This is a genomic window from Burkholderia sp. B21-005 (assembly GCF_020843965.1).
GTDB classification, from domain to species: Bacteria; Pseudomonadota; Gammaproteobacteria; order Burkholderiales; family Burkholderiaceae; genus Burkholderia; species Burkholderia ambifaria.
The window spans coordinates 209,799-230,689 of the sequence record NZ_CP086302.1; the positions used below are offsets into that span (position 1 = coordinate 209,799).

The 20,891-nt window shown below is 63.8% G+C and carries 17 protein-coding genes; 12 read left to right on the forward strand and 5 right to left on the reverse strand.

The genetic code is table 11. The features are described from left to right. Positions 1–77: 77 nt before the first annotated feature. The 3 genes from LMA02_RS17360 to LMA02_RS17370 are packed head-to-tail and all read right to left on the reverse strand — an operon-like array spanning position 78 to position 6,656. A complete protein-coding gene (locus LMA02_RS17360) occupies positions 78–1,559 on the reverse strand; it encodes a virulence factor (RefSeq protein WP_228908891.1) in 1,482 nt (493 codons plus the stop codon). Continuing rightward, entirely contained in the window at positions 1,556–3,868 is a 2,313-nt protein-coding gene (locus tag LMA02_RS17365) for a hypothetical protein (protein WP_228908892.1), read from the reverse strand. Before LMA02_RS17365 ends, LMA02_RS17360 begins: the two co-directional genes overlap by 4 nt. Positions 3,869–3,887: 19 nt before the next feature. Next, positions 3,888–6,656, reverse strand: a complete 2,769-nt coding sequence (locus LMA02_RS17370) for a type VI secretion system Vgr family protein (RefSeq protein WP_228908893.1) — start codon at positions 6,654–6,656, stop codon at positions 3,888–3,890. A 748-nt stretch (positions 6,657–7,404) separates the two neighbouring features. On the opposite strand from LMA02_RS17370, the gene LMA02_RS17375 reads away from it, so the two are divergent. From LMA02_RS17375 to LMA02_RS17420, 10 genes are all read left to right on the forward strand, one after another. Then, on the forward strand, positions 7,405–8,655 hold the full coding sequence (locus LMA02_RS17375) for an MFS transporter (protein ID WP_105831700.1): 1,251 nt from the start codon (positions 7,405–7,407) through the stop codon (positions 8,653–8,655). Positions 8,656–8,801: 146 nt separating this feature from the next. After that, entirely contained in the window at positions 8,802–9,731 is a 930-nt protein-coding gene (locus tag LMA02_RS17380) for a LysR family transcriptional regulator (protein WP_006752302.1), read from the forward strand. A gap of 114 nt (positions 9,732–9,845) precedes the next feature. Further along, on the forward strand, positions 9,846–10,340 hold the full coding sequence (locus LMA02_RS17385) for a hydroxyquinol 1,2-dioxygenase (RefSeq protein WP_228908894.1): 495 nt from the start codon (positions 9,846–9,848) through the stop codon (positions 10,338–10,340). Between the two features lie 43 nt (positions 10,341–10,383). After that, complete coding sequence (locus LMA02_RS17390) at positions 10,384–11,403, forward strand: hypothetical protein (protein WP_011660141.1); 1,020 nt, start codon at positions 10,384–10,386, stop codon at positions 11,401–11,403. A gap of 32 nt (positions 11,404–11,435) precedes the next feature. Then, positions 11,436–12,902: an aldehyde dehydrogenase family protein gene (locus tag LMA02_RS17395; protein ID WP_228908895.1), complete on the forward strand. Its 1,467-nt coding sequence runs from the start codon at positions 11,436–11,438 to the stop codon at positions 12,900–12,902. A gap of 7 nt (positions 12,903–12,909) precedes the next feature. Further along, entirely contained in the window at positions 12,910–13,977 is a 1,068-nt protein-coding gene (locus LMA02_RS17400; protein ID WP_228908896.1) for a maleylacetate reductase, read from the forward strand. A 28-nt stretch (positions 13,978–14,005) separates the two neighbouring features. After that, the gene (locus LMA02_RS17405) at positions 14,006–14,878 is read left to right on the forward strand and encodes an intradiol ring-cleavage dioxygenase (RefSeq protein WP_228908897.1); all 873 of its coding nucleotides are present in this window, start codon (positions 14,006–14,008) and stop codon (positions 14,876–14,878) included. Between the two features lie 5 nt (positions 14,879–14,883). After that, positions 14,884–15,195, forward strand: coding sequence for a YciI family protein (locus LMA02_RS17410; protein WP_012365279.1), 312 nt, complete (start codon positions 14,884–14,886; stop codon positions 15,193–15,195). Between the two features lie 3 nt (positions 15,196–15,198). Further along, on the forward strand, positions 15,199–15,534 hold the full coding sequence (locus LMA02_RS17415) for a Rieske (2Fe-2S) protein (protein ID WP_006759991.1): 336 nt from the start codon (positions 15,199–15,201) through the stop codon (positions 15,532–15,534). Positions 15,535–15,778: 244 nt separating this feature from the next. After that, positions 15,779–16,867: a porin gene (locus tag LMA02_RS17420; RefSeq protein WP_166721631.1), complete on the forward strand. Its 1,089-nt coding sequence runs from the start codon at positions 15,779–15,781 to the stop codon at positions 16,865–16,867. 78 nt (positions 16,868–16,945) lie between these two features. On the opposite strand, the gene LMA02_RS17425 is transcribed toward LMA02_RS17420, so the two are convergent. Beyond that, the gene (locus LMA02_RS17425) at positions 16,946–17,605 is read right to left on the reverse strand and encodes a glutathione S-transferase family protein (protein ID WP_228908898.1); all 660 of its coding nucleotides are present in this window, start codon (positions 17,603–17,605) and stop codon (positions 16,946–16,948) included. 120 nt (positions 17,606–17,725) lie between these two features. Between LMA02_RS17425 and LMA02_RS17430 the strand changes: the two genes are divergently transcribed. Continuing rightward, complete coding sequence (locus LMA02_RS17430) at positions 17,726–18,541, forward strand: AraC family transcriptional regulator (protein WP_228910044.1); 816 nt, start codon at positions 17,726–17,728, stop codon at positions 18,539–18,541. Between the two features lie 254 nt (positions 18,542–18,795). Then, the gene (locus LMA02_RS17435) at positions 18,796–19,608 is read left to right on the forward strand and encodes a hypothetical protein (protein ID WP_228910045.1); all 813 of its coding nucleotides are present in this window, start codon (positions 18,796–18,798) and stop codon (positions 19,606–19,608) included. A gap of 94 nt (positions 19,609–19,702) precedes the next feature. On the opposite strand, the gene LMA02_RS17440 is transcribed toward LMA02_RS17435, so the two are convergent. After that, a complete protein-coding gene (locus LMA02_RS17440) occupies positions 19,703–20,209 on the reverse strand; it encodes an adenylate kinase (RefSeq protein WP_228908899.1) in 507 nt (168 codons plus the stop codon). Positions 20,210–20,891 lie beyond the last annotated feature (682 nt).

Sequence of the window (20,891 nt, forward strand, 5' to 3'; positions counted from 1 at the left end):
AGACCTCCGACCTTCAGATAAAACTCACCTTCGCGTTCATCCGTTATCGGCGGTCATGCGTCTCAGCACCGGTTGCATCACCACGAATAGCCCTGCATGCCGTAATCGACATCGTGTCGGCGTCCCCACCACGGGAGATAGGCGTTGTTTCCGCCGCGCGCGCGGAACCAGTCCTTGGTTGGATCGATCGGCGTGAGCTTCGATGGCGGCCTGACGACGACGGCGACGGGGTGCTCAGCGTCGGTCGTGCCGGCGACGAGTGCGTTGCCGCCGAAGTGGTTGATTCGACCGATCGCGAGCGCGACGTCGGTCAATGCGCTGCCCGTTCCCATGTCACCGAGCAGGGCGGCGGTGTTGAATGTCTGCTTCTTGTGGTCGTATTCCGGCAGCGTTTCGGTCAGGGTTTGCGTGAGTGCGACGAGTCGTGACGACGCTGCATCGCTGCCGTGGCCTGCATCGTGAACGATGTAATTCAGGTCAGTGACAGCGACGCCGGCATTGCGGGCCGCTTCGGCGATGGTTGCCTTCCACGCCTGGACGGCGCGCGTCGTGCCGACCTTCGGCGAAAATGCTTTCGTGTCGCCGGCCGCGGCCTTGCCGATCCATGCGAGCGGCTCGCGCTCGGTGTTGAAGTTGGGGCCGGCGAGAAACAGCACGACAAGGTTCTCGTTGATCTGCGCATCCGTGGGCGGGAAGTTCGGCGCGTCCCAGTTCATCGCCCATACGGTCTTGTCGGGGTTTGCCTGCAAGTAGTCCAGCGCGTTGTTCAGTGATGTGAAGCCGGCGTTCGCGTTGCCTTGGGTGATTCGGACATCGGGCGGCGTGTCGCGGCTCCAAAGCGTCTTGGGCGACGGCGGCCCGATCTCGAAGAAATTCATCATCCGATCAACCATGCGCGACTTGGCAAAGGTCGGATCAAGTCGGGGCGGAATGGCAATTTCGACGTGTATGCCGGCGAGTTCGCGCCAATCGTTCTGGCGATCGGAGCGCACCGTGTAGAGATACTTTGCGTTGCTGAAATAGCGGGATCGCAGCAATAAAATGAATTTATCGATGTACTTCGCATAGAACCCGTTGAACGTTTCCGTTCCACGATTGCCGTACACCAACGCACCGATCGATCGAAGCGACGAAAATTTTTCGGGTTTGGTGCGCACCATGTCATCGTTCTTGTTCGGTACGGTAAGCCCTTGTGCCCACAGCAATTGCCATTCGGTCGGATAGTCCATACGTTGCAACGGATTCAGCCACATGAGGCCGACAACCTGCGCGACGAACGGCTTGGCCGGCCCTTCGGCTGCTGGCGTTGCATTTCCGGTACGCTCACTAACCGGCACGGCTTGAGCCGGACGCATGATGGCCGTGGTGAAGAGAAACACCATGAGCGCGATCAAGCCGGGAACCACAACGAATCGTTTCATCCAATCTCCTATTTCCAAATGTGCGGGATCCGGTTGTTCTACATGCGCCATCAGCGTGGCTATGAGCACGGTGGCGATGACCCACGCCGAAACGGCGGCGGCGACACGTCGCGGCCATGTAGCGATCAGCATCTTCATACGACACCACCGACGTTCAAATAGAGCTGGCCTTCACGCTCATTCACGATCGCGTCCGGCATCTTTCCTTCGCTATCGTGCACATGGATCCATTCGTACATCGACCGGCGATCAAGATTTCCGGAATCAAAATATTCGGCATACTTCTTGTTCAAGTGATTCAATGGAATCCCGCCCCCCATCCGCCAATCGGCCTCGATCCGCAAGCCGTAAAGTTGATCGGGCGTCAGGTAGCACAGGCCTACAGCAACGTCATAGGCAAGTGCCTTCTCGGCATGCTCGGGATTGGTCATCGTCGTAGAGTGGTTGGTTGGGCTATTGGTCGCACCGCGATCGAGCCAGTCGACAATCTGCTTGTCTCGCCATTCCTTGTAGCCCTCCGGCACGGCGCTTTTGCCGTCCTCGCCGATCACGTGGCCGTCGCTATCAAACCATTCCGTATTCAGCGTTCGACGCGCTTCCATGCGCATCAACGCGCGATCTTCATAGCGCTGTCCGGCTTCCGTTTCCGCTGTACCTTGCGCGACGCTATCCGCGTTCTTTGCGTTGTACTGGTCGTACGGATCATCGGCCCGCTTGTCCGCATCGGCTTTGCTCGCGTCGCGCCATGCGGCTGGTGGATCGTTGCCTTCGTTGAAGTCGCTGACTGCGTCGCCGTCCTTTGTTTCGACGGGCTTGCCGAATCGCAACGCCTGTGGCGGGAAAGGCTCGTCAAGGGCCGGCGCATCCGCCACCACCGTCCAGCCTTTCGGCGGATCGGCGTTCACTCGGAGCATGTTCAACGCCGAGCTGATACCGGTCACGACGAACATGAGCGGTGCGGTCACGAGCGTCGCTGCCATGCCCAAAACTGATTCATTCCCTTTGAGCGCACCGATCAGATTGAATTTGGCGGGTGGCGATGGCGGATACCAGAAGCCTGGTTTCGTTCCTTGCTTGCCATGCCGCCAATCGTCTTCCCAATATCGGTAGGGTTTCTGCACGCCGATCGGGAAACCCGATGCGAACACCCGCTGCGCCAGGATGCCTGCGGCACCGATATCGTCGAGTTCGTGTTTGCCGATCCCGCGCCAGCCGATGCCTTGCACCGTCACCGCTGAAATCACCTGATCGTGCGGACAGCAATACGCGGAGACGCGCCCATACGTCGACCCATTCAAGCCATGCCGCGCGCGATCCTCTTGCGCTGCATACGACCTGTTGCTCGTCGGCGATACCCGCTCGTTTGCCATGTCCTCATCGATCTTGCTTGCCAGCAACTCGTGCTCCCTGCGAGCGCCGATGATCGATAGAAACGTGCCGAATGTCTTCGTGCGCGCGGCGTAGGTCTGCCTTCCGCGCTGACCGCTCGCGTCCTTCGTCGCGCGTTGCGACCATGAATCCATGAACGTGTCGGATTTGTACGGGCCGTCCGCATTCGCAAGGCTATACGGCGCATTCGCCAATACGTAGGCATCTGCCACGCAATGTCCAGTGCGTCCCCACGGATCTTCGACATCGGGGAAGGCGTCACCGAAGAACGCTGCTGTCAGTCCCACGATGTTGCCCTGGCTATGACATACGACGGTGATCGGTACATCGGCCTGCATGCGGCGAATCGACTCGATCAGCCGGGCCAGTCGCAACGCCGCGAGTACGCCATACGCGCGAGGCGGCGCGCGGTACAGCGGCCGATTGGTCGGATTGATGCCTTGCACAGTCATCCACCCCATCGTTCGATCATCCAGACCGCCGTGCCAGAGATCGGGCAGGCTTGCACAGCCGTTCGTGAATGGGCCGCCACCCCAATAGTCCTTCTCGTTCAGAAAGATCTTGTCGCCGTATTCCTTCAGTTCGGCCGCGGTCGCCCGATAGCCCCATCGGAAATGAATGACGGGCGAAAACGATGGATCCGGATTGATGTAATTGTCCGGCAGAAAATCGGGATTCAAGAACCCATCCGGCGTCACGCTTTCCGTGTACTTCGCGGGCGTCAGCTGCCCGGCGTCGATGCCGTGATACATCATCTGATCGTCCAGACGCCCGAGCCGGCGATTCAGCCCTTTGCACAGCCCTTCCTCCGTTGCATCGAACCATTCGCCCTCCGAGTTCACGCCGTGCACGAAGATCACGATGCCGGGCAAGGGCATCTGCTTGACGCAGATAAGGCGTATGCCTTTCGTGAACCTCGTCACGCCTTCGCCCCGGCCGACGACGATCGGCGGCGGCTCCGGGCGCGGTGCAACCGCGCCGGGTGTATCGGCTTTCGCAACTGGTTCGCCGGCGGGCGAGTCCGCTGTCGGCCGCGGATCGAGAATCGAATCGGTCATCCAGACTCCTGCACGTGCCTTAAACATTCTTCTTGATGAACTGCACCGCCAGCCGCTCGAACTGGTCGGTATCGACGGACGGTAGTTCGCCCGCCGCGTCGGTCGTCAAGTCCGACTGCGCACCGGAGGTCTTTTGAATCTGCCCGTCGAATCCTGGCGCTGCGTTGCCGTCCGAAGCGCGAACCAGCTTAGGCACGAGCTCAAGCGTGTCCTGACCAAACGCCGGCATGTCCGCGTTCATGCTCGCCGGACCATCCCAAGCATGACCGGCCGACTTCACCGTGAACGTGCCGGGGCATCCCAGCTCGATATCGCCGCCGCGCAGCTTGAGATACGCGCCACCGGACGTAACGAGCACGACTTCATCACTCGCGGTGCCAACGAGCTTTCCGCCCGCCGCGCTCAATTGAATGTTCTTCGCCGAGTCGACGCGCGTATCGTCGTTGTGCGACTGGATCGTGACCTTCCCCTGATTCGCGATCGCCGACACGCCGTCGCCGTGCGCAAACATCGCGACGCCGCGACCGGCATGCAGATTGATGCGCTCGCCGCTCGTGACTTGCACATGTTGTTGCGCGACCTGATCGATGTTCTCGCCCGCATGGATGACGTGCGTTTTGGGCGTGACGTGGAGCGCCCCGGACCGCGCGCCAAATGCGAGCAGCGCGCACGCATCGTCGGCCGCGCCGGCTTGCGCGCCGCCGGGCGTCCAGTTACGGAATGCACTGGCGACGTTGTCCTGACCGCGGGTGTCGGCGGACTGCCCGCCGTGCTGGCCGGCGTAATCGCCGAGCGATTTGAAGAGTTCGGTGCATTGATCGAGCAGGCGAACCAGTTCATCGCGATCGAGCTGACCACCGGTGGCCCGTGTGCGCGCATAGGTCGACAGCAGGATGCCGCGCGCGGCGCGCAACGCGGCGGCGGCATCGGTGCGCAGCTCCGCGCCTTCGCCGCGCGCCTCCCCATGCCCGTTTTCTCGCGGCTGCGTCAGATACCCGAGATTCAATTCGGTATGCGCATGTTCGCTCGCCAACTGCGCCGAGATTTGCGACGGCGTATCGTCCAGACGAAGCTGGTTATAACGCCTGCCGTTGATTTCCTTGGTCTTGATGCCGGAGAGGAACCGGTTGCCGGGAAGCGCACCGGTATGGCTGAAGGTCGCAGGCGGGTTCGCGCCATTGCTCAGCACGCCGATGATGACCAACCGGTCCGGGTCGCCTGCAAGACATCCCAACAGGACTTCCATGCCGACGCGGGGCAGGAACAGCGTCCCGAAGTTGCCGCCCGCCAGATTTGCCCCGACGCGGATGGGTGCGCTGTCACCGGCCCGGCCGTTCGTTCCGGCGCCTTGAGCGTGCGCATGATCGGCCGGATCGTAACCGTGGATCCGCACGCGCACGCGGCCGGCGCTGTCGCAAAACACTTCCTCGCCCTGCATACCGACGATCGTGCCGGTGAGCAGGTGAACCGGCGGCACATCGATCTTCGGATCGTAGGCGGGCTTGAGCGGCACGCCGCGCCGCACGCACGTGAAATGGTTCTCGTAACGCGTGTCCGCTTGTTCCGCACCATCGGCAGGCGTCGGACCAGCGGTTTGCGCCAGGTTACGGCTCGCCGCGAAGAGTCCCTGGGCCCGACTCGCAAGCTGCGTTGGCAGGTTGTTGCGGATATCGTGTCGAACCGACGTGACGACGAACCGACGATGCTCGATCGGCTTCATATCCAGCTCCGGGTCGCCCGTCAGCGTGAACCAGTGGCCGACCGGCAAATCGCGCACGTTGCTGATCCCGTCGTATCGCTCGGCTTCGAACTGGTGAGCCAGTATCCGGTCGCGCGTGATGCGGTCGTGATCGTTCCACGAATCGCCAACATGCGGGATGTCGATCGCGACGTCGGTCAGCAGGTGTGCCAGATCGTTTCCCGATTCACCCTGATGGAGGCTGGCGACGGCCGTTGAATCGTCGATGCGCGCCGTCTTGTAGTCCCACGACGGACGGCGGACCTTGCCGGACGACAGGCTCTGGCGGTGCGCAAAGAGCGTCACCGTGTCGCGCTGCGCAGCGCCCGCGTCGCGAGGATGAAGGCGCAGCGCACCGGCCGGTGCCTCTTTCAGGCAATGCGGATCGTCGCAAAATACGAGCGTGTGAACCGGCTGCTCGTCAGCCATGCCGTGCACGCGTCCGACCGGCGCGGCCTTCACGAAGACCGTGATGCCTTCCCGGCGCAGCAGACGCCGGATGAAGCGCGCGTCCGATTCGTTGACCTGCCGCGTGAGCTCGCGCAGCGGATAGCGATCGGCCTGCAGCCCGGACAGGTCGAAATCGAACGCGCGCGCAAGTGCGTAGCTGCGCTGTTTCCATTCGTTCATCAGCGTCGCGAGGATTTCCGGCACGCTGCGCGAGCGGAATACGCGGGCGTTCGTGCGACCTTCCATCAACGACAGCGCGTCACACACCTGCAGTTGATAGACGGTCAGTTCGCCGTCGGATTGACCGGTCCGCACTTCGCGCACGATCGCATTGATCGCGCGTACGCCGCCCCGATCGGTCGTCACCCGAACCGACACGGGCAGGCCGAGAAACAGCGCCGGCGACAGATGGTCGTGGGTGGACACGCAGGTCAGCTGCCCTTCGATTCCGGACATCAGCCCTTCGTGGATATCGGCGTGATGGAGCGCCAGCAGATGGCCGACCGCGCGTTGCGCGCGCCCGAAATGGAGATCGACTGGCCGCGGGTTCCCGTCAATCAGACCAGACGCAAAATTACGGAGCGTTTTTGCTATCGACATCACGCTAATCTCATTGCTTTGTTTCAGAATTCTGATTTATTTGAAATTGAATATCGGTATGGTTAAAGACGCAAAGCCGCTAAATCGCGCGGCGGAGATTAGCAAGTTTTTCGGGCTCGGAAAATGTATTTTTATTTCGAGATTGCGCGATTTGTCTTTAAGAAACAGTATTTTGCGTTTGTCGCGATCTGTTTGTTTTTTAAAAATCTTATGTTGGGAGGGGATTGATGCTGTCTCGACAATTGTTCGGTGGACTGCGCGGTGGGCGGTCGGGTTCTTTTGTCCGAATAAAGCAAGTATGGATTTTTAAAAACTCGATTTGTCAGACATAAAGGCGAATGACTGCATGTTGCAGTATCGGAAAAGATGCGAACGGGATCGCACTCGTGCCTGCGCAGGCAATGTGCGGGAACGCATGATGTCTATGAGGGATTCCCCCGTAACACGCCGGTGAACGTCACGTGGACGCCCGTGGCCCACCGTCCGGCGCTTTCCCGCCGACGCTTCCCACCTCCGGCTCCCGATTATTTGCATTTCGCGAATGGCGCGTTCGCCGGTTGTTCCATACCCGATCGGCGGCCGCGCCCCTATCGTTCGGGCGTCGGCTGATTGAATTCGACGCCTGCAACCGGAAAGGCGGCCGCCATTTCCTCGCGACTCTCGCGTCGCATCGCACACAAGACAACGGACCTGGCTTCATGCACCCACGCTCCGGCGCGTGCAGGCGGACCAATCCACGGAGACAGACATGAAAGCAAACGAGTGGGATACCTCCTATGAGTGGAAGGCGGTGACGCTGCTGGCGCTCGGTTTCGGGCTGGTCGGCCTCGACCGCTGGCTCATCGCGCCGCTGTTCCCGTCGATCATGAAGGACCTGAACCTGACCGCGCAGGACGTCGGCAACTGCATCGGCGTGCTCGGCCTGTCGTGGGGCATCTTCGCGGCGCTGATGGGCGGCATCTCCGACAAGATCGGCCGCCGCAAGGTGCTGATCCCCGCCATCGTCGCGTTCTCGCTGCTGTCCGGCTTCTCGGGGCTCGCGGGCGGGCTGCTCGGCCTGATCGCGATCCGCGGGCTGATGGGCGTGGCAGAAGGTTCGTTCTGCCCGACCAGCTTCGCGGCGACCGCCGACGCGTCGCACCCGCGGCGGCGCGGCCTGAACCTCGGGCTGCAGCAAAGCGGCTTCGCGCTGTTCGGGCTGGCGCTGTCGCCGATCATCGCGACCCAGTTGCTCAACGTCGTGTCGTGGCGCTGGGTGTTCGCGCTCGTGGCCCTTCCCGGGCTGATCCTCGGCGCGATCATGTTCTTCGTGATTCGCGAACCGAAGCGCACCAAGGAGGTCGCGTCGGAACACGCGCCGGCCTCGCTCGGCCATGTGCTCAAGAGCCGCAACATCCTCGTCGCGATGGCCGCGCTCTGTTGCGCGATGACCGGCGTGTTCGTGCTCGGCGCGCTGCTGCCGCTGTACCTGACGGACTACCTGTCGCTCGGCACGCAGAAGATGGGCCTCGTGGTGTCGGCGATCGGCTTCGGCGGCTTTCTCGGGCAGTTCGGGCTGCCGGGCCTGTCCGACCTGGTGGGGCGGCGCCTCGCGAGCATCGTCGGCTTCGCCGGCACGGCGGTGATGCTCTACATTTTCCGCGGGCTCGGCCCGCAGCCGGTCGTGTTGTTCGTCGTCCTGTTCGTCGCGTCGTTCTTCACGCTCGGGCTGGTGTCGCTGCTGTCGGGCCCGGTGGCGACCGAAGCCGCGCCCGTCGGCCTCGTGTCGACGTCGATCGGCGTGGTGGTCGGCTGCGGCGAGATCTTCGGCGGCGGCATCGCGCCGGCGCTGGGCGGCTACGTCGCCGCGCACTTCGGGATCCAGAACATTCTGTGGCTGCCGATGATTGCGGTGCTGCTCGGCATCGTGGTCAGCATGCTGCTGCGGGAAACCGCGCCGGCCGTGCTGCAGCGCCGCGTGGGCGTGCAGCCGGAGCTGACGGCGGGCGAACAGCCGTAACATGCGGCTCGGTCGCACCTGCACCCGCGCCCGGCGGCCCTGCGAGATTGACACCTGTCGGGTGACAGTGTGACGCTTTGCGCATGCTCCAACCGGCCGGCAGGTGCGGTTAGACTGGCGGTTTCGCTTTCCGGAAAAGGCGCCGAATGGACCGCTTTCTGAGCATCGAGGCATTCGTCAGGGTCGCGGAGGCGAGCAGTTTTGCGGAAGCGGCGCGACAGCTTGGGGTCACCAGTTCGGTCGTGACGAACCGCATCCAGCAGCTGGAGAAGTTCGTCAACGCGCCGCTGTTCCATCGCAGCACGCGCCACGTGCGGCTGTCCGACGTGGGCGAGACCTTCTACCGCGAATGCGCGGAGGTGGTCGGGCGCGTCAACGAGCTGACCGACCAGATGCGCGAACTGCGCGCGACACCGACCGGGCGGCTGCGCATCCAGATGCTGCCCGGTTTCGCGCTCGATCACTTCGGCGTGCCGCTCGCCGAATTCAATCGGCGCTACCCGGGCATCCAGCTCGACATCATCGTCAACGACCGTGTGGTGGACCCTGTCGAAGAAGGGTTCGACATCGCGTTCCAGATCTTCCCGCCGATTTCCGAATCGCTGATCGAGCGGCGCCTGTTCGTGGTCCGACGCCTCTTCTGCGCGTCGCCCGCGTATCTCGACGCGCATGGTGCGCCACAACATCCGCGCGAATTGCTGCAGCACACGACGGCGCTGTATTCGGGTTATCCATCACGCAACCGCTGGACGATGACGCGCGGCGACGAGGTCGTCGAAATGGAATTGCCCGGCATGATCCGCTCGAACTCCGTGCACCTGCTGCGCGAGTATGCGCTGACGGGCGGCGGCGTCGTGTGCCTGCCCACGCTGGTCGCGAGCGAGGCGCTCGTCGCGGGCCGGCTGGTGCCCATCCTCACCGACTTCCAGATCGCGCCGCTGAGCTTCGCCGCCGTCTATCCCGCCACGCAGCGACAGGCGTTGAAGGTGAAAGCGCTGGTCGAATTCCTCGCCGAATACATCGGCGACGAGTCGCCGTGGGACCGTCCGCTGCTGGAGCGCGGCTGGGTCCGTTGAGCCGGGCGATTATTCGCGAAACGCAAATGCCGTAGTCGCGCTCCGTTGCCTTGTTGAGGGGCGCCCTTGCCCCTAGAGTTGAATCCAACAAGCGGTACAACTCAGGAGACAGCAATGACCGACACGGCATTCCACACCGTCTTTGGCTCGCTCGACGGCTACACCAAGGGCGAGATCGAAATCACCAGCGGCAGCGCGCAGCACTACGCCTTCTCGAACGTGTTCGAGGTGGCATCGAAGTCGGCCCCTTACGAGAAGGTCGTCGCCGGCAAGAACCTCGAATACGTGATCGAAGTGCTGCGCACCGACGGCCAGTCGCCGTGGTTTGCCTGCGCGCACGACGAGTTCGCGATCCAGATGGACGGTGAAGTCCGCATCGAATTCATCAAGCTCGACAACCCGCCGACCACCGGCCGCGGCACCGTGAGCGCCGGCACGCAGCCGGCGGGCCGCGAGATGGGCTACGTCGTCCTGCGCAAGGGGCACCAGGCGCTGCTGCCGGCCGGCTGCGCGTATCGGTTTTCTGCCGGCACGCCGGGCGTCGCGCTCGTGCAGACCGTGCTCGGCGAACTGTCCGTCGAGAAGTGGGCCGACATCTGCCTGCACTGACCGATCCGACCGCCCCCCATTCGACTATTCCAGGAGACACGTGATGGCCACTCTCGAGACCCTCGATCTTTCCGCCGGCTTTGCCGCCGATCTGGTGCAAGCCACCGAAGCCGATGCCGTCACCGGCTACCGCCGCTTCCACCTCGGCGCGTTCGCGTTCCAGCGCGACGAGTACTTCGTGAAAATCAGCTGGCCGGCGAAGGGCAGCACGCGCACGCATGCGATACCCGCAGATGCGTTTTTGCGCGCGATGATGCGTGACGTGGCGTGGGGCTTCTTCTACGGCTGGGTGAATTTCGATCACGTGTTCGGCACGCGCAATCACTACGGCAAGGTGGACGTCTATGCCGGCACATTCAACGGAATCCTGAAGGAAGCCGGCGTCGACTACACCGAGACCTTCGAAACGCCGACGATCATGGCGACCTTCAAGGCGATGCTGCACGACTGGACCAACGAAGGCTTCGACCCGTTCGCGGCGCCCGAGGAAACCGGCACGGCCTTCGGCCGCAAGCATGGCGAGAACGGCGCGGCGATCGAACGCACGCGCATCGCGACGCGCCGCATGCCGGGCCTCGAAGGCGACTCGCCGCTGCGCGACGAACTGCCGGTCAACCGCGCGTTCCGCGACGTCGGCCAGGACGAGCCGGAGGTGCATGTGAAGCCCGGCTTCGAAGGCGAGCTGCACGCGTTCAACCTGTTCAAGTACCTGTCGCGCTCGGACGTGACGTGGAATCCGTCGGTCACCTCCGTATGCGGGCGCAGCCTGTTCTGCCCGACCACCGAGGAATTCATCCTGCCGGTGTTCCACGGCAACGACCGCGTCGAATGGTTCCTGCAACTGTCCGACGAAATCGTGTGGGACATCGGCGACAAGAACACCGGTGCGCCGCGCGCACGCATCACGATGCGGGCCGGCGACATTTGCGCGATGCCTGCCGACATCCGGCACCAGGGCTACTCGACGAAGCGTTCGATGCTGCTGGTCTGGGAAAACGCGACGCCGGACCTTCCGCAGCGATACGAGAGCGGCGAGCTTGCGCCGTATCCGATCGCGTTCTAAGCAGCGCATGCGCGCGATACCGAGGACGATTCATGCAAACCCAACTCTTCATCGACGGCCGCTTCGTTGACGCCGTCGAGCGTGGCACGATCGACGTGCTCAATCCGCACGACGGCTCGCTGATCACGAAAATCGCTGCCGCCACCGCGGCGGACGTGGATCTGGCCGTCGCCGCCGCCACCCGCGCGTTCCCGAAGTGGTCGGCCATGCCGGCGGCCGAACGCGGCCGGCTGCTGCTGCGTCTCGCCGACGCGATCGAAGCCAACGCGGAGGAACTCGCGCAGCTCGAATCGCTGGACACCGGCCACCCGATCCGCGATTCGCGCGCGCTCGACGTGCCGCGCACGGCGGGATGCTTCCGCTACTTCGGCGGGATGGCCGACAAGCTGCAGGGCTCGGTGATTCCGGTCGAAACCGGCTTCCTGAACTACGTGCAGCGCGCGCCGATCGGCGTCGTCGGCCAGATCGTGCCGTGGAATTTCCCGCTGATGTTCACGAGCTGGAAGATGGGCCCGGCGCTGGCCGCGGGCAACACGGTAGTGCTCAAGCCGTCGGAGATCACGCCGCTGTCGACACTGCGTATCGTCGAACTGATGGCCGAGGTCGGGTTCCCGGCCGGCGTCGTCAACATCGTCCCCGGTTACGGGCATACGGCGGGCCAGCGGCTCGCCGAACATCCCGGTGTCGGGAAGATCGCGTTCACCGGTTCGACGGCGACGGGCCGCCGGATCGTCGAGGCATCGCAGGGCAACCTGAAGCGCGTGCAGCTGGAGCTGGGCGGCAAGGGCGCGAACATCGTGTTCGACGATGCGAACCTCGACGCCGCCATCAACGGCGCCGCGTGGGCGATCTTCCACAACCAGGGGCAGGCGTGTATCGCGGGTTCGCGTCTCGTGCTGCACGAACGCATCGCCGACGCATTCCTCGAGCGCTTCGTGTCGCTGGCGTCGTCGATCCGTGTCGGCAATCCGCTGGATCCGGACACCGAGATGGGGCCGCTCACGTCGAAGCAGCACCTCGATCGCGTGCTGTCGTTCGTCGACGTCGCGCGCGAGCAGGGCGGCCGTGTGCTCACGGGCGGCAGCGTGCCGCAGGATGCGGCGCTCGCCAACGGCTACTACGTGCGCCCGACGGTCATCGAAGCGAAGAGCGCGGCGGATCGCGTCGCACAGGAGGAAGTGTTCGGCCCGTTCGTCACCGTGCTGCGCTTCGGCAGCGACGAGGAAGCACTGTCGATCGCCAACGCGACCGAATACGGGCTCGGCAGCGGCCTCTGGACCAACGATCTGTCTCGCGCGCACAGGATGGCGGCGCGCATCGACGCGGGCATGTGCTGGATCAATTGCTACAAGCGCGTCAATCCGGGCAGCCCGTTCGGCGGCGTCGGTCAGTCGGGCTACGGCCGCGAGATGGGTTTCGAGGCGATGCACGACTACACGGAAGCGCGCTCGGTGTGGGTCAACGTCGACGGCAACGTGCCGCCGCACTTCAAGCGCTGAGGCCGAGATGGAGCGCTTCGTCTATCAGGGAACGCCGTCGCGCGTCGTGTTCGAATGGGGCGCGCTCGAGCGGCTGCCCGACGAGTTGTCCGCGCTCGGCGCGCACCGCGCGCTGATTCTGTCGACGCCCGAGCAGCAGCCGCTCGCCGAACGGGTCAGCGCCGTGCTCGGCGAGCGGGCGGCCGGCGTATGCGCGCAGGCCGTGATGCACGTGCCGGTCGAGGTGGCCCGTGCCGCGCGCGAGAGGGCGGCCGAGCTGGGTGCGGACTGCTGCATCGCGATCGGCGGCGGCTCGACGATCGGGCTCGGCAAGGCGATTGCGCTCGAATCGTCCCTGCCGATCCTCGCCGTGCCGACGACCTACGCGGGCTCGGAGATGACGCCGATCTACGGGCTCACGGAAGGCCGGCTGAAGCGCACCGGGCGCGATGCGCGCGTGCTGCCGCGTACGGTGCTCTACGACCCGTCCCTGACGTTGTCGCTGCCGCCGGGGATTTCGGCGGCGTCCGGCGTCAACGCGATGGCGCATGCGGTCGAAGCGCTCTATGCGGAAGATGCGAACCCGGTGATCAGCCTGATGGCCGAGGAGTCGATTCGTGCGCTCGGCGAGGCGCTGCCGGCGATCGTGCGCGCGCCCGACGACCGCGAGATGCGCAGCCGCGCGTTGTACGGCGCATGGCTTGCCGGCACGTGTCTCGGCGCGGTCGGCATGGCGCTGCACCACAAGCTCTGTCATACGCTCGGCGGCACCTTCAACTTGCCGCACGCGCAGACACACGCGGCGATGTTGCCGCATACCGCCCACTACAACCATGCCGCGGCGCCCGACGCGCTGCGCCGGGTCGCGCGGGCGCTGGGCGGCACTGACGCGGCCGACGCCGGCCCGCTGTTGTTCCGGTTGAATCGGCAGCTCGGCCTGTCGGCGGCGCTTGCCGATATCGGGATGCCGGAAGCGGGCCTCGACGAAGCCGCCGACCTCGCCTGCCGGAACCCCTACGCGAACCCGCGGCCGATCGAGCGCGCGCCGATTCGCGAATTGCTTCAGCGTGCGTGGCAAGGGCACGCGCCGCAGTGAGCGGCCGGCCGCATCCAAGGAGACGAACGTGACGAATGAACATCATGACGGCGATACCCGGCTGACCGAGCAGGTCGTCGCCAGCTTCGACGGTACGCCGAACCCGCGCTTGCGCGTGCTGATGCAGAGCCTCGTGCGGCACCTGCATGCGTTTGTCCGCGAAACGGAGCTGACCGAGGCCGAGTGGATGACCGCGATCCGCTTCCTGACCGAAACCGGGCAGATGTGCGACGACGTCGTGCGCCAGGAATTCATCCTGTTGTCTGACACGCTGGGCGTGTCGATGCTGGTCGATGCGATCAACCACCGTTTCGCCACCGGCGCGACGGAAACGACCGTGTTCGGGCCGTTCTACATCGAGGGCATGCCCGAGCGTGCGTACGGCGAGAACATGGCATTCACGCCCGGCACGCCGGTCGTCGTGCAGGGTCGTGTGCTCGGCACCGACGGTGCGCCGGTGTCGGGCGCCGTGCTCGACGTGTGGCAGACCGCGGACAACGGCATGTATTCCGGGCAGGACAAGGCACAGCCGCACGGCAATCTGCGCGGCCGCTACCGGACGGACGCCGAAGGCCGTTATGCGATCACGACGATTCTGCCGGTCAGCTATCCGATTCCGACCGACGGCCCGGTCGGCAAGATGCTCGATGCCACCGGACGCCATCCGTGGCGGCCCGCGCACCTGCACTTCATGATCGACGCGCCGGGCTGCCGCAAGCTCGTCACGCATCTGTTCGACGAGGAGGACGCGTATCTGAAGTCGGATGCCGTGTTCGGCGTGAAGCCGTCGCTGATGGTCGCCTATCGGCCGCGTGCGGCGGACGATGAACTGGCACGCCGGTTCGGGTTGAGCGGCGCGTACCGCGAAGCGACGTATGACTTCGTGCTCGACCGGAGCTGACCGACATGGCTCGATTTTTCGCGGTGTTTGCGACCGACCAGCCCGGGATGCGCGACGTGCGCGACCGCGTGCGCGCCACGCATCGGACCTACCTGCGTTCCGCCGCGCAGCACGGCGTCTATGTGCGGCTCGGCGGGCCGACGCTCGATCCGCAGGGCGATGCGATGAATGGCACGCTGCTCGTCATCGAGGCGGACGACATCGATGCGGTGATGCAGTTCGTCGGCAACGATCCGTACGTGAAGGAGGGGTTGTTCTCGCGGGTCGAGGTGCGTCCGTGGGACTGGAGCCTTGGCAATCCCGAGCGGAGAGTGTGAGTCATGGGCGCCACGCAACTGTGTCGCTTCTCCGAGGTGCCTGATGGCGGGGCGCGGGTCGTCGATGAGGCGGGCATCGGGCGACCCGTCATCGTCGTGCGGCGTGGGGAGCAGGTGTGGGCGTACGTGAACCGTTGTCCGCATTTCTCGGTTCCGCTCGATTTCGTGCCGGGCAACGTTTCCTGTTACCGGTCGCAGGTGCTGATGTGCGCGCATCACAGTGCGCTGTTCCGGTTCGACGATGGTGTGTGTATCGATGGACCGTGCTCGGGGGCCGGGCTGGAAGCCGTCGCTGTCGAGGTGGATTCGGCGGCGTGGGTGGTCTGTCGGGGCGCTTGAGTCGGAAGGTGGGATTGCCCAACCGTGTTCGGGTGATCGGGTAATCGCATCAAGGTGGATGAAATCGGGAATGAGCGGGATTTCATCCATTCTTTTCAATCAGTAAAGCTAAATAACTGGCTATTTTTCCGACCCGGATGAAAGCAACGCCGGGCTGGGGAAGTCGTTGTTTCACGAAACATCGGTCGAGTACCGCGAAACAGTGGGCGACCGTTCGCATTGACAGAAAAAAGACGGAGACACAATGAAACTGAGGTTTGGAGCAGCCGCGATGCTTGTCATCGCGCAGGGCGCGTACGCGCAAAGCAGCGTGACCTTGTTCGGTCTGATCGACAGCGGCATCTCGTATGTCAGCAACGAGGGCGGCGGGAAGAACGTCAAGTTCGACGACGGCATCTTCACGCCGAACCTGTTCGGCTTGCGCGGCACGGAAGATCTCGGCGGCGGATATCGCGCGACGTTCGCGCTCGTGAACCAGTTCTCGATGGCGAACGGCAGCATCATCGGCACCGGGATCTTCGGCCGCAATGCATACGTCGGGATCGAGAGCGACCGCTTCGGCAACATCACGCTCGGGAACCAGTACGACTTCATGGTCGATTCCCTGTTTGCAAAAGGGAACGCGATTTCGATGGATATCAGCGGGCTGTACGGGTTCAGGAATGGCCCGTTCCAGCGTCTTGCGCTGCCGAACAATCCGACCGGCGCATTCGATTGGGATCGAACGGCGGGCAGCAAGCCGGTGGCGAATTCGGTGAAATACAGTTCGCCGACGATTGCCGGTTTCTCCGGTGGCGTGATGTATGCGTTCGGCGGCGTGGCCGGTTCCATCGGCGCGGACAACGCCGTGAGCGCCGGGTTGAACTACGAAGTCGGGGCCTTCGGTATCGGCGCGGCCTATACGAACGAGAAGTACGGTCCGGCGCCCGGTACACCGTCGACCAGTGTGCGCAACTGGGGCGTCGGGATGCACTATGACTTCGGCGCGGTGACCGCGAAGGCGTTGCTGACCACCGTCCACAATTCGTTCAACGATGCCGGTGTGTGGATGGCTGAAGCCGGTGGCATGTGGCGCATCAGGCCGGATGTGTTTCTCGGCGCGAAGTACATGTACATGAAGGGCAACGAAGCCGTGAACGACAACCACGCGCATCAGGTCAGCGTCGCGCTTCAATACCTGCTGTCGAAGCGGACGATGGTTTATGTGTCCGGGGACTATCAACGCGCGAACAGCGGCGCGAACGCGCAGATCAACGGCGTGCTCGACCCGAACGGCGCGTCGAGTTCAGCGACCCAGGCGGTGGCGCGGATCGGGTTGCATACGATGTTTTGACGGAGGCGGAGGCGGACGCGGCGCGCGGGTCGGCCGGTGTCGGGGCGGAGCTTGCGGCAAGGTCCGCCCGGCACCGGACTACCTCGCCGTCGCGGCGGTCTCCTTCGCTTTGTCCTGCTCCGCCGCCAGCGCCGCATCTGCGGCTCGCGCGCACTGGATGGCCGGGCGTGCCAGGATGCGATCGATGTAGGCGCGTATGCGCGGCGTCTCGGGTATCAGCTTGAACATCGTGGTCCAGTTCAGCGCCGCGCCCCACAGCACATCGGCCGCCGTGAAGCGCTCGCCCAGCAGGTACGGCCCCTTTGCCAGTTGCGCGTCGAGCGTGTTGATGACGGTATCGAAATCGCCGTAGGGAGACGTCGAGTAGGGTGCGGGCGGACGATTCATCGAGCGGTCGACGATCGCCGGCTCGAAGCACGAACCATAGAACGTCATCCAGCGCAGGTACGGTCCGCGCTGCGAGTCGCCCGGCGCTGGCGACAGGCCGACTTCCGGATACAGTTCCGCCGCGTACAGGTAGACGGCGGCCTGCTCGGTGACGATCACGTCGCCGTGGCGCAGTGCGGGCACCTTGCCCATCGGATTGATGGCGAGGTAAGCGGATTCGTGATGCTTGCCGGCGGAGAGATCGAACGCGTGCAGGTCATAGTCGGCGCCCAGTTCCTCCAGCAGCATGCGGGCGCCGGCCGATCGGCTGCGCGGCGAGTGGAACAGGGTCAGGTGACGGTCTTGCGGCATTGCGGGCTCCGGTGGGCGTTCGGGACAAGGATTCCAATGTAGGTGGGTTGCAGGCCGCCGTCTTGGAAAAATCCGCTGTGGCGGTGCATCATTACGCAATCCTTCCACCCGTTCGTCACCATGGCCGACTTGCGTAACGTGACCGACACGCCCAAGGGCGTCGTCGGCCCGAAAGCCTTCAACCAGCGCTTCCGCCTGAATCGCTACTACCCGTGTGCCGAACTGGCCGGGGTGCTCGATCACCACTGGGTTGTCGAATGGGATCTGCGCGACCAGCCGCCGTACGTGCAGCGCACGCTGCCGTATCCGTGCGTGAATCTGGTGTTCGACCGGCGGCGCACGGGGATCTTCGGTGTGGTGTCGGGGGCGTTCGAGACGACGCTGGCCGGGACGGGGCGGGTGATCGGCATGCGGTTTCGGCCCGGTGCGTTTCGCGCGTTCCTCGGCAAACCCGTGCATGTGCTGACCGACAAGGTGGTGCCGGTGTCGACGCTGCTCGACTGCGGCGATGCGGAAGCCGAAAACGCCGTGCTCGGCGCCGAGGATGATGCCGCGATGGTGGCGGCGGCCGAGGCGCTGCTGTTGCGCGTGCTCCCGCCGCCGGATCCGCAGGTCGAGCGCATTCATGCCATTTTGCAGATCCTGCAGCAGGACCTCGCGCTGACGCAGGTGCGTGATCTGGCCGAGCGTGCGGGGTTGAGCGAGCGCACGCTGCAGCAGCTCTTTTCCAGCCATGTGGGGGTGACGCCGAAGTGGGTGATCTGTCGATACCGGTTGCATGAGGCCGCCGACAAGCTCGCGGGCGGCGAGCCGGTCGATCTCGCGGAGCTGGCGCATGCGCTCGGGTATTTCGATCAGGCGCATTTCACGCGCGATTTCCGCAAGCTGGTGGGGAAGGCGCCGGCGGAGTATCGGCGGGAAGATCGGCAGCAGTGAGGTGGCGGTTGCGGCTGCGTGACGGGCAACCGAACGTCATTGCCTGCCGCGCGTCGCGCCGCTGCTCGCGAGTCGTGGATTGTTGTAGTCCGGGCAATACGATAGTGTGGCGAGATGGCCTGCCGCCGGGCTGCAATTGAACCTACGATGTGTCGCGTAGGCGCTCCGTGAGCTCGAACGGTTGGCGCGCTGCCCATCATTTCATCCTGCCGATCGCGTGGTCGGCCGGTCAGCCAGATAATCAGGAGTGTGTCGTGTTTTACCGGAAATCCATGTTGGGTCGTCGGAATGTCGTGTGCGTTGCGGCCGTGGCGATCATGCTGGCGCAAGTCGCGGCGCGTGCAGAGGCCGCCAATGTCGGCGACACGGCGAGCGCTGCGCCTGCCGTGTCGCCCGACACGTCACCCACGCGGCCGATTGTCGGCGACGATCCGGTTGCCATTCGGGACGCCTTGCAGAAGCAGCACATCAAAAGCGCGGCGCCGTCCCTGAGCGATCGCGTCCGCAGCCTGGTCCCCGGCGGGGCCGACCAGCATGGCCGGAACGCCGACCTGGCCGCGATCAATCTGGATCGTGAGGTGACTTTCCTGGTGCCGGTGTCGTATGGGCTGCTGTATCAGTCGAAGAAGCATGTGTTGAAGGTGGACGTCGACCTGGTCGACAGCGACGGCGAAGGCCGCACGGGCATCCTGCTCAGAAAGCACATCACCGGGAAGCGCGGGCGAGGGCTCGCGATCGCGGCCGAGGCGAAGGCAAAAGGCTATATCCAGCAGATCGACATCATCGAGCTCGATACCGGAAAAGGCGGGAAGTCCACCGTTCGTGGCCGCGTGAACCTTTCACCCGCCGCGTACGCGCAAACGCATGGCCAGTTCGCGTTCGCTATTTCCGGGCGACTGGTCCGGCCGTATCTGACGGAGCACGTCGAGCACGCCGAGCCGAGCAACGACGAGCCGACCGACATCACGACGAGGACTTCCAGGTTGTATCTGGATGTCGAATCCATCTCGCTGGTGAGTCCGGCGAGTGGGGTGGTGGTGTTGAAGAAGTTGAGTTTGTCGAAGTAGGGGGTATTGCGATCAAGTGCATTTCACGCGCGAGATCCGACGCCGTCTTGACTCGCCGCGGTGACTTGGAGCGCCGATTGACGCACCGCGGAGTCTAGGAAGACTGCGCGTCCCAACGATGGAGGAAGGCCAGTACGTCATCGCGTGATTGAAGAATCCGCTTGTCGGCCCCGTATTCCTCAAACAATTTCTGGTGGCCAACGTACGAACTCGATCCCTGACGACTTCGATACGACGAGGCCCAATCCAGCAACGCGGCGAATGACGCCGCGTCTCCTCCTCGACGAATACCGCGTTGACGAATATTCTCAACGCATTCCGCTTCGTCGAGGCACAACCAGATCAGCGCGGTGGAGTCGTCGCGGATCTCATTGACGAGCGAACCGTAAATGCCTTCGATGACCCATCGATCAGCTTTCGCGGCATCTCGCAGTAATTGAAGGGCATCGTTGCGCTCCCGAGCAACGCTGTATCCGCCCGGAAGCCAATGAATCGAATCCAGGTCGACACAGGGCGCCGCCAAGCGATTCGCGATTCGTTCGGCGAGCCAGCTTTTTCCGGAGCCCGAATTTCCCACTATCAGCGTTCTGTGCAGATCCATACGGGGGCTCGTCTCGTGGGGTCTAACGGCTAATCTCGTGATCGTCATGTGCCGCAGCTCAATTGATCGGCGACGGCTCGGAGCGCAAGCTCGGCAAGCCGGTTAATCGCATGATCGCAGATGCGCGCGTGGCTCTCTAGATTAGAAGCCTTTACACATCAGATTCCATGGTTGCCCGCCAAAAATTCCTCCATCCAATCAACGCCTTGTCTTCCGCGTAAGCGCTTCTGACCTTGTGCCAACTCCCCAGAAATTCGATGCAAACGACGTCGAACACGATTTTTCGCACATCGGGATTAAAAGGGGTTGCGTCCGCCTGGCGAGATTTCCCTGGCGGTGAGTGACTTTCCTGGGCTCTACAGAGCCCGGTGTGCGGGATGCGACGCGGGCACTACGCTGCATACTGGCCGCGTCCCGAGCGATGCGGAATTATTGTGCTCGGCTGTGCCGCAAATCGAGACACCCTATCTTTCCGGCGACTCGGCTTTGGCTTCCTTGCTGGCGGCCTTTCTGGCGCGGTACCGGGCTGCGTATGAATCGTTGACCGAACTCGATACCCGCGGCGATACGGGGACGGCAGGCATCGCGTTTCGCTTTTCGAAGCCCAGTGCCGCGGCTTCACGGTCCCCCCAGGCGCGCTCATGCTGAATAATCCCGAGTGCTCTCGCGTTTGCTACGGAGG